Here is a 13,831-nt window from a genome sequence, read left to right as displayed (position 1 = left end):
CCCCTTTGTCACTCATTTGCCTCAAGATTTCGAAAAATTGACAAAATTATTTTTGTGACGGAGATCGGCAATCCAGGTCAATAATCCACCTTTAGACCCTCAAAATGATGAATTAAACAGCAAGTTAAAACAAATGATTAACACATCGATCACTTTTATGTATTCTGCTGTCACTGGTCTGATTTCTTACCTCCTACCAGATCCATAGAATCACGCCAGAATTGATTGGGAAGAAGCTGAAATAAAAACGGATTTTGTCGAGGTTTGCATTGAACGTGCAGCCAATATCGGCAAAAAAATCTGCCTACAAGAGAGAACACCATGACGACAACTATTTTCAAGAAGAGCCTGATTGCCGCCACCATCGCGCTGGCCACCGGTCAAGTCCATGCTGCGGCATTCCAGTTGAACGAGCACTCGGCCTCCGGTCTGGGTCGCGCCTATGCCGGTGAAGCAGCTATTGCCGACAACGCCTCCGTGCTGGCCCGTAACCCGGCGGCCATGACCACCTTCGACAAGATGGCAGTTTCTGTCTCCGGCACCTACATCAAACCGGATGTGGATGTAGATGGTGCTGTTTACGCTGGCGCGAACAAAATGGCTCCAGCCAGCGAAAGTGGCATTGCTCCGGCAGCCTTCGTTCCCGCCTCCTACTTTATTCAGCCGCTGAATGACCAGTGGGCCTGGGGTATTGGCATCTTCTCCAACTACGGTCTCTCCACCGAATACTCCAAAACCTTCCCGGCTGGTGCCGGTGCAGGTGATACCGAGTTGATGACCTTCAATATCAACCCGAACATTGCCTATCGTGTCAACGAACACTTCAGTGTCGGTGCTGGTATCAACGCCGTTTACGGTGCCGCCGAACTCAACCGCTATGCCGGTCTGCTGGGCCCGCTGAATCCACCTAGCCAAGGTGGCCCGCTGCCGACAGATACTCGTCTGGCTCACTTGAAAGGCGACACCTGGGGCTTTGGCTGGAACGTTGGTACCCTGTATGAAGTCAATGAAAACCATCGCTTTGCACTGACCTACCGTTCACAAGTCGATATGAGCTTTGACGGTGATTTCCAAGGTGCAAGCTCACTGAATCGCACCGTGGATGGCAACCTGAAGCTGGATCTGCCTGCACAAGCCGAGTTCGCTGGTTACCATCGCCTGAGCCCGCAGTTTGCTGTTCATTACTCTGTAAACTGGACTGACTGGAGCGCCTTCCAGGAGCTGAAAGCAACCAGCAGCCAATGTGCTGGCGGCGTATGTCTGCAAAAAGATGAGAAGTTCAAAGATTCTACTCGCTACTCCATCGGCGGTACCTGGTATATCAACCCAGCATGGGAAGCTCGCATGGGCTTTGCCTATGACAACACCCCGATCGAAGCTGACTACCGCAGCCTGAGCATTCCCGACTCAGACCGTATCTGGTACAGCGCCGGTGCCACCTACCATATCAACACCGATATGAGCGTTGACTTTGGTATGGCTTATCTGGACGGTAAAGAAGTTGACGTCAACGAAGGTCTGCGTAGCCACTCCGACAGCCTGCGTTGGAAAGGTACTTCCCACGGCAACGCCTTCTTGGCTTCTGCCCAGTTCAACATGAAGTTCTGATTATTGATAGAATTGAAAGAGCGCCGTCAGGCGCTCTTTTTTTATCCGACAAAACCATCTCAGCGCACACATGTAGCACACACGTGTTTATTTTTCTTTTCTAATCAATCTATTAGAGTGCATCCTTCCAGCATTTAATCTTGTTTTATCCAGATACTGGCCATTACCGTTGCCTTACTGGTCATACCATATAAAATCCTGCCTCCATTCATATGACCTATTGAACCTTCGGGTAACAGCAAGGATTTTGCCATGCATCCCATCATCAAACCGTCCGCCATCGCCCTGCTGGTGATCGCGGGTCAGACTCATGCCGCCGGGTTCCAGCTGGCTGAACAGTCCGCTACAGGCCTGGGACGCGCCTTTGCCGGTGAGGCAGCCATCGCGGATAACGCCAGTGTACTCTCCCGCAATGCAGCAGCCATGACCCGCTTCGATCAGATGGCGCTCTCTGGCGGAGTCATCTATGTCAGTCCTGACGTCAATATTGAAGGTAACACCCGCTTGCCGACCAAAGCTGGTATCGTCACCTCCGATGCCAGTGCACACGATATCGCCGCCGCAGCCTGGGTACCCAACGCCTATCTCATCATTCCACTCAATGAGCAGTGGCGACTAGGCTTCTCGGCAACCTCTTACTACGGCCTTGGCGTCAAGATGCCGGATAACTACAGCGCGGGACACTTTGGCAATGTCTCCGATATCAAGACCATGGATCTGGGTACCTCACTCGCCTATCGCATCAATGAGGTGTGGTCAATTGGTGCCGGGATCTCTGCTATTCAGGGCGAAGGCGAAGTCGGTGGCACCTTCCCTTCTCGCAACCTGATCGCAAAACATTTGCAAGGGGATGGCTGGGCATGGGGCTGGAATGTCGGCACCTTGCTGGAGTTGTCCGAACAAACCCGAATTGGCCTCTCCTACCGTCACGATGTCACTTTGACCCTCTCGGGAGATGCTATCGTGGGCCGACCCAATGCAGATGGCTCCGTTACCGAGATCAGAGATACCGGTAGTCTGGATCTGCCGTTGCCAGCGACGGCAGAGTTGGCGGCGTTCCATCAGCTGACTGACAAGCTGGCTCTCCACGGCAGCCTGAACTGGACCAACTGGAACAAATTCGTTCAATTGGAAGCTGATCTCAACAATTTGCAGAACATGCACATCAAGGACGAGCACTGGGAAGATAGCTGGCGCTACGCCATCGGTATGACCTATCAGGTCACTCCCAAGTGGCAACTGCGCTCCGGTGTGGCCTATGACGCCAGCCCGGTGCCAGCCGATCGTCGTACCATCTCCATCCCGGATGCCGATCGGCTCTGGTACAGCCTGGGAATGGGGTATCAGTTCACGCCCAACCTGACCGTGGATCTGGGGCTGACCCTGATCGATGGCAAAAAGGTGGATGTCACTGAAAAAATGGAGCTGCAACCGGGTAATCCGATGACGACCTCCACCTTCCAGGGCACTTCCGAAGGGGATGCCTGGCTAGCTGGTGTACAATTGAGCTATCTCTTCTAAATTTCTTCCCTGCAAAAAACGCTATGCCAATTATTGCCTTACTCAATAAGGTGAACACTGGCATAGTGTTCTGCAACACCATAAAATCAACCCAGTACCTTTACTGGAGCAAGGCATGTATTCCTACGTAGCAAGACAGCCGATCCTCGACAGAGACCTCAAAACTCATGCCTATGAGCTGCTCTTTCGCGATAGTCTGAATAATGTCTTCCCGAGCATATCCTCCCAACAGGCGACGTCACGCCTGGTGGTCGAACAGTTCCTGCAACAAAATATCGATCAGCTCTTGGGCGGCCGCCCCTGCTTTATCAACTTCCCCCACTCACTGCTGCTGGAGGGATTGGCAGAGTGCCTGCCGCCCGAAAAAGTGGTGATTGAGATCCTGGAAGATTCCCCACCGGATGATGCCCTGCTGGAAAAGGTGAAACAGCTGCACAAGCTGGGATATCAGCTGGCACTCGATGACTTCACCATGTCACCGGATTGGGAGCGCTTCCTCCCTTTTATCCACATCATCAAGTTTGATCTTCGTGCCACCCCCCTGATGCAGATCAAAGTGTTTATCCAGCGGCATCAGACCCTAGGGCTCACCTATCTGGCGGAAAAAGTAGAGGACAAGGCGGAGTTCGAGCGGGTCAAACAGCTGGGGATCCAGCTGTTCCAGGGCTTTTTCTTCAGCAGACCCGAGATGGTCAAGCAAGCCACCATGGAGCCAGCGCAAGTCGTGGTGATGCAGTTGCTCAACGTGGTCAACGAGGCAGAGCCTGATATCAACAAGATTGAGCAGCTGCTCGGTCAGGATATCTCCCTCTCCCTCAAGCTGTTGCGCTATGTCAACCATCTCAAAGGCCACACCAACCCTATTTCGTCATTTCGCCAGGCTGCCATCTATCTGGGCAACACCCAGCTAAAGCGCTTTGTCTCGCTGGTAGCCGCGACCAGCGCCGGCAAGGGCAAGAGCGCCGAGCTCTACCAGATGTCGATGATACGTGCCCGATTCTGTGAACTGCTGGCCCACGCCCACGCCCCGAGCCAGCAGGCACAACAGGCCTTTATCACCGGTCTCTTCTCCCTGCTGGATGTACTGATGGAGCAGCCGATGGACAAGCTGCTCGGCACTATCCCTCTTATCGACGATATTCGGCTGGCGCTGCTGGAGCGCAAAGGCAATCTCGGTTTCTACCTCGCGTTTTGTGAAGATTACGAGAGCGCCAACTGGTCACGGGTAACGGCCAGAACAGCCCGCCTGGGGCTGAGCGAGGATAAGGTGAGTCACCTCTATCTGGCCGCCACCACCTGGGTCACGGAACAACTGCTGGCGATGGAAGCCACCAATTAATTCGTCTCGTCATTCACCTCGACCGCGATAGCGGTCGCCTCCCCGCCCCCGATACAGAGCGCTGCCACGCCTCGCCGCAAACCCCGTTGCCGCAGCGCGGCGATCAGCGTCACCAGAATGCGCGCGCCACTCGCCCCCAGCGGATGACCGAGTGCACAGGCCCCTCCATGGACATTGACCTTGTGATGAGGGATGCCGACCCCTCTCATGGCCAGCATGGTGACCATGGCGAAGGCCTCGTTGATCTCAAAGAGATCCACCTCTTCCACCGACCATGCAAGACGCGCCAGCAAGCGTGAAATGGCGCCAATGGGCGCAGAGGTAAACTCGGCGGGCAATGCCGCGTGGCTCTGATAACCGACGATCCGTGCCAGCACTGGTACCTGCCAGGCTTGCGCCGTGGCGCCATCCATCAATATCAGCGCCGCCGCACCATCCGAGATGGAGCTTGAATTGGCCGCTGTAATAGAGCCTTCCTTGCCAAAGGCAGGCTTCAGGGTCGGGATTTTCTCCGGTCTGCCCTTGCCGGGCTGCTCGTCTTCGGCCAGCAACAAGCGATCACCGCGATAGACACTTGCCAGCTCGGATGCAAACGCGCCGGCTTGCTGCGCATCGCGCGCACGCTGCAACGACGCAAGAGCAAACTCATCCATGGCACTGCGGGTCAAACCGGCCTGATCGGCGCTGCGCTGGGCATGTATCCCCATCAGCTGGCCATCATAGGCATCTTGCAAACCGTCGAGGAATAGGTGATCTAGCACTTTTTGATGCCCCATCCGAAAGCCGCTGCGGGCGTTATCCAACAGATAGGGGGCACGGCTCATGCTCTCCATCCCCCCCGCGACCACCACCCGGTTATCGCCCAGCCGAATGGTATCCGCCGCCAGCATCACTGCTTTCATGCCGGATCCGCACACCTTGTTGACCGTGGTAGCAGGCACACTATCTGGCAACCCTGCTTTCAACAACGCCTGCCTGGCTGGCGCTTGCCCCACGCCCGCCGCCAGCACATTGCCCATAAACACTTCATCGACCTGCTCCGGACGCAGCCCACTTTGCTGTAGTGCCGCCTCAATGGCATAGGCTCCCAACTCAGGCGCAGTGACCTCTGCCAATGCCCCCTGAAACGCCCCCATCGGAGTCCGTTTTGCCGCCACAATTGCAATATCCATTTGCCTGCCTCTGTTTGTTACATGGCCATAACATAGGGGTTCTGACGCGATGGAACAAGAGTTGCAGTGCAGTTTACGTTTAGGTAAGGTGCAGACAGGATTTAGTTCGCCAAGAAGTCTGTATGAACAACAAGGATGAAGGACGGCGCTTCAGCATCAGTGAGCTGGCCCGGGAATTTGATATTACGACGCGCAGTATCCGCTTTTATGAGGATCAGGGATTGCTCAATCCCGCCCGAGAGGGACAAACCCGCATTTACAGCAAGCAGGATCGGGTTCGCCTCAAGCTCACCCTGCGCGGCAAGCGACTCGGGTTCAGCCTCGCCGAGATCCGCGAGCTGTTTGATCTCTATGATGCCGACAAGAGCAGCCGCACCCAGTTACAGACCATGCTGGGACTGGTTGAGGAAAAACGGGAGACACTGCAACAGCAGATGGAAGATATCAGGATGGTACTGCTGGAGCTTGATGCCGCCGAGCAGCGTTGCCAACAAGCCCTTAGCCAGCTGGGGTAACCGCCTTGCTGGCTTATCAGGTAAGTCCCTTCAGCCTGCTCACAAGATGCCAGATAGCAAAAAGCCACTCCTGAGAGTGGCTTTTCTTCAACCTGACGGTTCGCTATTAAACGCGAACGAAGTCCAGGTGGATCAGCTTGTAACGTACCGGGTGACGCTGGATAGCTTTCACTTTTACGTTAACTTCTTCACCGTTGATAACCAGAGTCAGTACAGACTCATAGAATTCCGGCTTCTCTTGAGCCAGGATCATTTTCTTGTGGTCAACAGTGATGGACAGGGCTTCTTTGCCTGCACCGTAAACGATGGCAGGAACTTGGTCAGCTTGACGCAGGCGGCGGCTCGCACCTTTCCCCAGGTCAGAACGGACTTCAGCTTGGAATACGAAAGACATAGTATGTATCTCTTTTGGATGAATTTATGGTGCTAACTGCGACCGGTCAGCACCTCGCAAAACGAGCGCGAATACTACCACGGGCCAAATTCGGATACAAGGTACCGACTCTGCATTTAGCGCCCCTGCTCCAACCGGGCGAATTGCTGCTGACGCTGGGCCGGGCTCAGGGCATCAAACCGCGCCAGGGTCTCGGCGCGCGGGCAGTAGAGACCCTCCCCCGTTCTGACCCGAATGCTCTTGCCAAACCGCGGCTGATTCTCTGCCACCAGCGCCAGCAAATAGCTGTAGGTATCGGCTCCTCGGGCGCTGGATAACTGGTTGGCAATGCGCCACAGGGTCTCCCCTGCTGCGACCTGATGACACACAGTTTGTGGACCGCCGGCCGCAGGAGCCGAGAGGGTAAGCATGGCGTCACTGCCTGCGGATAAGCTAGCCGTGTGGCTGGCGAGTGCCATATGGGCGCTCGCTACTCCCTCATATCCTTGGGTACCACTCATCCCCGCCGTGCGAAACGTCACCCCCAGCTGAGCCAGTAGAGGTTCGCTCTCGGCGGGGTCGGTAAGCATATCAACACCACCGAACGCGTCTTGGGGTGTGCGGAACTCGGCAATAAAGGGCGCGACAGGTTGCGCGTGATAAGCAGGGGACCCACTCCCCTGCTGCACGATTGCACCAGCCGCAACAGCCTGCGCGGGGACGACCCCGTAAGCCATCTCGTCGATGCGCCGCAGCCTTGCCAGATAGGTTTTGGAGAGCTGCGCCTCCCCCTCGAACAGATCGAAGGGGGGCACTAACCTGGCTGGAAAGAGGATCTGCCAGCGACCGTGCTTTTGCTTTTGGGCCAGCGGCGGAAACTGATTGCCACGCCAGGCCACAAACATCGCAGGCGGCGTGCGCGCCAGCGGGTAATATTCCGGGTTCAACTGCACCCAGGTTTGTTCCGCGATGGGTTGATAACCGCTGATCACCACCTGCGCCACACTCAACCAGATCCCCAGCATCCTTGCCTCCCTGACTTGCGGTTTGAAGGGGCTACCTGACCGGCAACCCCTTTTCAGCACCCGCTATCATGCTGTTAAAACAGTTAGATAGCAGCTTAGCACTGAGCGATGGCGTTAAGCACCCGTTTATCGGAGACCGGATAAGGGGTCCCCAGATTCTGAGCGAAGAACGACACCCGCAGCTCCTCAATCATCCAGCGGATATTGACCACCTCGGTGGGAATAAGCTGGGATTTGGGGATCTTGGCCAGCAGCGCCTTGTACTCCGACTCCACGCTGTGCACTTTGAGCATGTAGACACGATCCCGGTTGGGATCGATGGCGAGCTTCTCCAGGCGACGCTCGATGGCGCGCAGATAGCGCAGCAAATCAGGCAACCGCTGCCAGCCGGTCTCGGTGACAAAACCTTTGTGAATAAGGTTGCCGAGCTGCTGCTGGATATCCGACATGGCAAAAGCGGTGTCGAGCTGCATCTTCCCCTTGAGCCGCTTCTTGATCTCATGGGACAGCGTCAGCACGGCTTCCACCTGCTTGGCCACCTCCACTACCGCATCATTGAGCTCGGCGCGGACAAACTCCTTGAGCGCCTCGAAACCGGCCTCGTCCCAGGCCAGCCCGCCATGCTGCTCGATCAGCTTGTCGCAGCCACAGGCGATACAGTCATCAATCAGCTCCGCCACCTTGCCAAACGGGTTGAAATAGAGCCCGAGCTTGGCCTTGTTGGGCAGCTTCTCCTGCAGATACTTAATAGGAGATGGCACGTTGAGCAGCACCAGTCGACGCTGACCGGCCCACATCAGCTGCTGCTGCACCACCGGGCTTTCCACCAGCTGGATGGCGACCGAATCTTTCTCGTCTACCAACGCCGGATAAGCTTTCACCTCGAAACCGCCACGCTTCTGGCTGTACTCCTGCGGCAACTCGCCAAAGCTCCACAGGGTGAGGCCTGACTGCTCGATGTCATCGTCCGCCACTTGTGACAGGGTCTCCTGCACCTTGCCACGCAGGGACTCTTTCAAGGCTTCCAGATCTTTCCCTTCCGCCACCTTCTTGTGCTTGTCGTCCACCACCCGGAAGGTGAGTTTCAGGTGATCGGGCACAGCAGTCCAGTCCCAGGATTCACGAGGTACGGTGACGCCGGTCATGCGGCGCAGCTGACGCTCCATCTCGTCCAGCAGCGGTCCCTGCTCGGGGTTGATGCTGGCAAGCAGCGCATCGGCGTAGTTCGGCGCCGGCACGAAATTCTTGCGCATCGGCTTGGGCATCGACTTGATAAGGGCCACCAACAGCTCGTGGCGCAGCCCGGGGATCAGCCACTCAAACCCCTTCACCTCCACCTGATTCAGGAGCGGCAGCGGGATATGCAGGGTCACGCCATCGGCGGCCTCCCCCGGCTCGAACTGATAGGTCAGCTTGAGCTTGAGGCGCCCCTGCTGCCAGAAGTTGGGGTAGTCGAGATCGCTGATGTGGGCCGCATCTCCCTTCATCAACATCTCTTTCTCGAAGTTGAGCAGTTCGGGATCCCGCTTTTGCGCCTCTTTCCACCACTTGTCGAAGTGGCGGGAGGAGATCACCTCCTCCGGCAAACGAGCATCGTAGAAGCGGAACAGGTCCTCGTCATCCACCAGGATGTCGCGCCGACGGGACTTGTGCTCCAGCGCCTCCACCTCGGCCAGGAGCTTGCGGTTATCGCTGAAGAAGCGGTGACGGGTCTCGAAATCCCCCTCCACCAAGGCGCGGCGGATAAAGAGCTCGCGGCACAGCGCCGGATCGATACGGCTGAAGTTGATGGTGCGCTCGTTGACCAAAGTCAGACCATAGAGGGTCACCTTCTCCTTGGCCATTACAGCGCCGTTTTTCTTCGACCAGTGAGGGTCGCTGTGGTGCAGCTTGATGAGGTGGCCCGCCAGCGGCTCCACCCACTCGGGTTCAATCTTGGCGTTGATGCGGGCGTAGAGGCGCGAGGTTTCCACCAATTCTGCGGCCATCACCCACTTGGGCGGCTTCTTGAACAAACCCGAGGCCGGGAAGAGGTGGAAACGGCCGTTGCGGGCCCCCAGAAACTCCGGCTTCTCCAGATCCTTGTTGCCGATATGGCTCAAGAGGCCTGTCAAGAGCGCACAGTGCACCGTCTTGAAATCTGCCGGTTCATGGTTGGCTTTAAAACCAAGCTCCTTGACCGTCTGACGCAGCTGGAAATGGATGTCCTGCCATTCGCGCACCCGCAGGTAGGAGAGAAACTCCTTCTGGCATATGCGGCGGAACGGGTTGCTGCCAAGGGCATCCTGCTGCTCTTTCAGATAGTTCCAGAGGTTAACAAAAGCGAGGAAGTCGGAATCCTTGTCTTCAAAGCGTCTGTGCTGCTCGTCGGCGGCCTGTTTTTTCTCCATGGGACGCTCGCGGGGATCCTGAATGCTGAGGGCGGCGGTGATCACCATCACCTCGCTCAGGCAGCCAGTCTGCGCTGCGCTGATCACCATCTTCGCCAGACGCGGATCAAGGGGGATGCGCGAGAGCTGGCGACCGGTCTCGGTCAGCTGCAACTTGGCTTCGCGCTCGCCGGTGGCGGGCAGCTCGCGCACCGCCTCCAGCTCTTTCAAGAGAGTCAGGCCATCCTTGATATGGCGGGACTCGGGTGGCTCGACGAAGGGGAAAGCCTCCATATTGCCAAGGCCGAGCGCCAGCATCTGCAGGATGACGGAGGCCAAGTTGGTACGCAGGATCTCGGGGTCGGTAAAGGCGGGACGGCTATTGAAATCCTCCTCCGAGTAGAGGCGGATACAGATGCCGTCTGCCACCCGGCCGCAACGCCCTTTACGCTGGTTGGCACTGGCCTGAGAGACCGGCTCGATGGGCAAGCGCTGCACCTTGGTACGCCAGGAGTAGCGGCTGATGCGGGCCGTACCCGGATCGATCACGTAACGAATGCCCGGCACCGTCAGCGATGTCTCCGCCACGTTGGTGGCGAGCACGATGCGCCGTCCGGCATGTTGCTGGAACACCTTGTTCTGCTCGGCGTTGGAGAGGCGAGCGTAAAGCGGCAGCACCTCGGTATCGCGCAGGTTGAGTTTGCGCAGGGCATCGGCAGTATCGCGGATCTCCCGCTCGCCGTTCATGAAGATAAGGATGTCCCCGAGCCCCTCGCGGGCCAGCTCTTCCACCGCGTCGAAGATCCCCTGCAGTTCGTCGCGCTCTTCCAGCCCTTCGCTCTTGTCACTGCTTTTTTTATCAACAAATAGCGGACGGTAACGTACCTCCACCGGATAAGTGCGGCCGGAGACCTCGATCACCGGCGCCTTGTTGAAATGGCGGGAGAAACGTTGCGGGTCGATAGTGGCCGAGGTGATGATCACCTTGAGATCGGGGCGCTTGGGCAACAGCTGCTTGAGATAACCCAGAATGAAGTCGATATTGAGGCTGCGCTCGTGGGCCTCATCGATGATGATGGTGTCGTACTGGGTGAGCATCCGGTCGTTCTGGATCTCGGCCAGCAGGATACCGTCGGTCATCAGCTTGATGTGGGTCTGCTCGCTCACCTGATCGGTAAAGCGCACCTTGTAGCCCACGTAGTGACCGAGTTCGGACTCCATCTCCTCGGCAATACGGGCCGCCACAGTGCGGGCCGCCAGACGGCGTGGCTGGGTGTGGCCGATAAAGCCCTTCACTCCGCGCCCGAGTGCCAGACAGATCTTGGGGATCTGGGTGGTTTTGCCCGAGCCTGTTTCCCCTGCAATGATCACCACTTGATGTTCTTGAATGGCCTTGGCGATCTCAGCCTGCTTCTGGCTGACCGGCAGGTTGTCCGGATAAGTGACCTTGGGCACTCCGGCCAGACGGGTTTGATAGCGCACTTCGGCGGCGGCCAAATCAGCGGCGATGGTCTCCAGCACGGCGGCCTGTTTGCCTTCAGGCAGCTTCTTGACCCCGTGCAGACGACTGGAAAGGCGGCGGGCGTCGAGATTCATGCAGGCAGAGAGACGGCGGCGCAGCGCCTCGATAGAGAGAGACAAGGTACGAATTCCTTAAATAGGTGCCCAGAGGGGCCATATCGATAAGCTGGGAGCGATCCTAAAGAGCGAACGGGGGCGGTGCAAGCCTTAACGTAGCGTTATATATGGGAAGACAGAGAGATTGGCCGCTCCTCAAACATGACAAAACAACCATTGTAAGATGGCATAACATGAATAAATCGCAGCATATGAAATAGCCAAGGCAAGCCGAAGCTTGCCTTGGGAGAGAGAAAAACAGGGTTAACCGTGGGAGTGATGGACAAAACAGGTGGTGAGCTGGGCGTGAATGGCCTGCATGACATTGTGGCGATTGATGACACCGAGCAGGCGTCCCTCCTCCACCACCGGATAGATCTTCGGCTTTTGTCCCATCATCATCTCCGCCAGGCTCAAAATGCTGGTATCGGGTCCCACCGACAACACCTCCTTGCGCATCACATCCTTGACCTGCGCCACCTGTTCGCAGTGATAGGCCTCCTTAAGCAGCACTGCGATGCAATCCTGCTCGGAGATCCAACCAATCAGATGGCCCTGGCCATCCACCACCGGGCCACCGAGCTGATGACTGTTCAGAAATTTCTCGACCGCAGCTTGCACCATCATATCGGCAGTGAAGGTGATGGGTCTGCTCTGCATATAATCCTTGGCTTTTAGCGATTCCATATCTGCTCCCCTACGGTAGTCCATCAAGCTGGCGTCTTGTGCGCCGGTACCGGCACCATGCTCGGCTTGTTCCAAGCATAGCTGGCTCACGGCAGTATGAGTCAGCGGCCAGCCTCTCCCTCAATTGATGGCATGATCCGGCTCGCGATCCGGAATGGCTGCCATCATCATCTGCGGCAGGTGATCGGCCAGCACCGCCACCACAGCGGGATCGACCCGCCCCTGATCCGCCAGTTGCTGCATAAAGGTCAATGCGTCACGGGCAGGCAGACCGCGGCGATAAGGTCTGTCCTGCACCATGGCCTGAAAAATATCGGCGACCCGCAGGATCCGCGCTTCAAGCGCCATGGCGGATACCGGCAGGTGGAACGGATAGCCCTCACCGTCTGGCTCCTCATGGTGATAGGCCGCCCAGCAGGCAATCTCCTCAAACCCTTCGATGTGGCGCAGGATCTGGTAAGTCTCGAAGCTGTGGGTGTTGATGATGGCCCGCTCCTCTTTCGTCAGGCTGGCAGGCTTGTCGAGGATCTCGTCCGGCACCCTGAGCTTGCCCAGATCATGCAGCAAACCGGCGATCTCCAGCATGTCACAATGGATGGCACTGACTCCCATCAATTCTGCCAGTGCCCGAGACAACCTGCTCACACCGAGTGAATGCGTCATCGTGAATGGGCTTTTGGCGTCGACAATGCCGGAGAAGATCTGCGCCAGCGCTTTTAGCTCCCCGTTGAAGGTCAGGCAAGGCTCCCGCACCTGCAGCATCTCCAGCATGTAATCATTGATGGAGCGAGCTTCCAGCTGCAGCCAGAATGCCTCAGAGCGAGACGCCTTGAGGAAGGCATCCACCAGCTCGGGGGCAAAGAACTCGTCACGGAAATCCTGCAGGCGTGCGCGGATCTCGTTGGTGTGCATCAACAATGAACCATCGCCATAGTAGGGCGCCGCCAACGCATCGCAGCGATCCACCAGAAAGATAAGATTGGCCTGACGGGCTACATTGGGGTCCACATCGGCCATCTCGCGCAACAGGTGCCAGTGGGTGTGGTGATAACGGATAGGCAGGGCCAGTGGGGCCAGCAAACGGAAATCCTTGAGCAGCTGATATCCCACCTCGCAGTGGCGCTGGGAGGACTCCCAATCGAACTCGCTGACCAGATGGTGATGGGTGATGGTCGAGGAGACACCGATATCATGCAGCACCCCCAGCTCGAACAGCAGACAGCGTTCGGCCTCACTCATTCCCAGCTCCCGGCTGCACTCGGCAGCCATAATCCCGACCCGTTTACCGTGGGCCACATCGCCAATGCCCACCAGATCCAGCGAGGCTGACAGGGCATACACCACCTGCCTTAGATCCACTTGCAACGAAAAGGGGGCTGCGCCCTGCGCTCTGTCCATGATCCGGGTCCCATGCGATGTTGTTGTATCAAACTGGCGCTGTTTTATGCCTCGCCTTCTATCAACTTAGTCAATAGCCGAGCCTTTTACCTTGTTTTTATAGGCATTTATGACCCTGACACCTTGAAAAGGCAAAGATTACAGCTGGATTTATTTGGCCACACCCATTCAAGTCATATGTATACGTTCAAAAATATGCGAGCAGAC

The 13,831-nt window shown here is 56.9% G+C and carries 10 protein-coding genes; 4 read left to right on the top strand and 6 right to left on the bottom strand.

Annotated elements, in window-relative coordinates:
- Window positions 1-321: 321 nt before the first annotated feature.
- The 3 genes from OKB77_RS07495 (at window position 322) to OKB77_RS07485 (ending at window position 4,468) form a co-directional block, all read left to right on the top strand.
- Entirely contained in the window at window positions 322-1,608 is a 1,287-nt protein-coding gene (locus OKB77_RS07495) for an outer membrane protein transport protein (RefSeq protein WP_005360328.1), read from the top strand.
- A gap of 252 nt (window positions 1,609-1,860) precedes the next feature.
- Complete coding sequence (locus OKB77_RS07490) at window positions 1,861-3,129, top strand: OmpP1/FadL family transporter (RefSeq protein ID WP_265776412.1); 1,269 nt, start codon at window positions 1,861-1,863, stop codon at window positions 3,127-3,129.
- Between the two features lie 115 nt (window positions 3,130-3,244).
- Entirely contained in the window at window positions 3,245-4,468 is a 1,224-nt protein-coding gene (locus tag OKB77_RS07485) for an EAL and HDOD domain-containing protein (RefSeq protein WP_005333249.1), read from the top strand.
- Here the strand turns inward: OKB77_RS07485 and OKB77_RS07480 are convergent.
- Window positions 4,465-5,640, bottom strand: a complete 1,176-nt coding sequence (locus tag OKB77_RS07480; protein ID WP_270817321.1) for a thiolase family protein — start codon at window positions 5,638-5,640, stop codon at window positions 4,465-4,467. The two genes, OKB77_RS07485 and OKB77_RS07480, sit on opposite strands and share 4 nt — an antisense overlap.
- Before the next feature lie 122 nt (window positions 5,641-5,762).
- On the opposite strand from OKB77_RS07480, the gene OKB77_RS07475 reads away from it, so the two are divergent.
- Window positions 5,763-6,155: a MerR family transcriptional regulator gene (locus OKB77_RS07475; protein ID WP_005360322.1), complete on the top strand. Its 393-nt coding sequence runs from the start codon at window positions 5,763-5,765 to the stop codon at window positions 6,153-6,155.
- Between the two features lie 106 nt (window positions 6,156-6,261).
- On the opposite strand, the gene rplY is transcribed toward OKB77_RS07475, so the two are convergent.
- From rplY to OKB77_RS07450, 5 genes are all read right to left on the bottom strand, one after another.
- Entirely contained in the window at window positions 6,262-6,549 is a 288-nt protein-coding gene (gene rplY / locus OKB77_RS07470; RefSeq protein WP_005333252.1) for a 50S ribosomal protein L25, read from the bottom strand.
- Between the two features lie 116 nt (window positions 6,550-6,665).
- Window positions 6,666-7,553, bottom strand: a complete 888-nt coding sequence (locus OKB77_RS07465; protein WP_265776413.1) for a hypothetical protein — start codon at window positions 7,551-7,553, stop codon at window positions 6,666-6,668.
- 95 nt (window positions 7,554-7,648) lie between these two features.
- Window positions 7,649-11,563 (bottom strand): ATP-dependent RNA helicase HrpA, encoded by a 3,915-nt coding sequence (gene hrpA / locus OKB77_RS07460; RefSeq protein ID WP_265776414.1) that lies wholly within the window; start codon window positions 11,561-11,563, stop codon window positions 7,649-7,651.
- A 240-nt stretch (window positions 11,564-11,803) separates the two neighbouring features.
- A complete protein-coding gene (locus tag OKB77_RS07455; protein ID WP_021230185.1) occupies window positions 11,804-12,226 on the bottom strand; it encodes a CBS domain-containing protein in 423 nt (140 codons plus the stop codon).
- Between the two features lie 120 nt (window positions 12,227-12,346).
- Complete coding sequence (locus OKB77_RS07450; protein WP_199416797.1) at window positions 12,347-13,624, bottom strand: HD-GYP domain-containing protein; 1,278 nt, start codon at window positions 13,622-13,624, stop codon at window positions 12,347-12,349.
- Between the last annotated feature and the right edge of the window lie 207 nt (window positions 13,625-13,831).

Source organism: Aeromonas sp. Y318-3, assembly GCF_027706185.1.
Taxonomy (GTDB): Bacteria; Pseudomonadota; Gammaproteobacteria; order Enterobacterales; family Aeromonadaceae; genus Aeromonas; species Aeromonas veronii.
This window is presented reverse-complemented; position numbering and strand designations above follow the sequence as displayed.

Excerpts from the sequence above, each read along its gene's own strand:
- OKB77_RS07475 (WP_005360322.1), top strand. The coding sequence starts at position 5,763 with ATGAACAACAAGGATGAAGGACGGCGCTTCAGCATCAGTGAGCTGGCC.
- OKB77_RS07490 (WP_265776412.1), top strand. The coding sequence starts at position 1,861 with ATGCATCCCATCATCAAACCGTCCGCCATCGCCCTGCTGGTGATCGCG.
- OKB77_RS07455 (WP_021230185.1), bottom strand. The coding sequence starts at position 12,226 with ATGGAATCGCTAAAAGCCAAGGATTATATGCAGAGCAGACCCATCACC.
- OKB77_RS07495 (WP_005360328.1), top strand. The coding sequence starts at position 322 with ATGACGACAACTATTTTCAAGAAGAGCCTGATTGCCGCCACCATCGCG.
- OKB77_RS07465 (WP_265776413.1), bottom strand. The coding sequence starts at position 7,553 with ATGCTGGGGATCTGGTTGAGTGTGGCGCAGGTGGTGATCAGCGGTTAT.
- OKB77_RS07450 (WP_199416797.1), bottom strand. The coding sequence starts at position 13,624 with ATGGACAGAGCGCAGGGCGCAGCCCCCTTTTCGTTGCAAGTGGATCTA.
- OKB77_RS07480 (WP_270817321.1), bottom strand. The coding sequence starts at position 5,640 with ATGGATATTGCAATTGTGGCGGCAAAACGGACTCCGATGGGGGCGTTT.
- OKB77_RS07485 (WP_005333249.1), top strand. The coding sequence starts at position 3,245 with ATGTATTCCTACGTAGCAAGACAGCCGATCCTCGACAGAGACCTCAAA.
- rplY (WP_005333252.1), bottom strand. The coding sequence starts at position 6,549 with ATGTCTTTCGTATTCCAAGCTGAAGTCCGTTCTGACCTGGGGAAAGGT.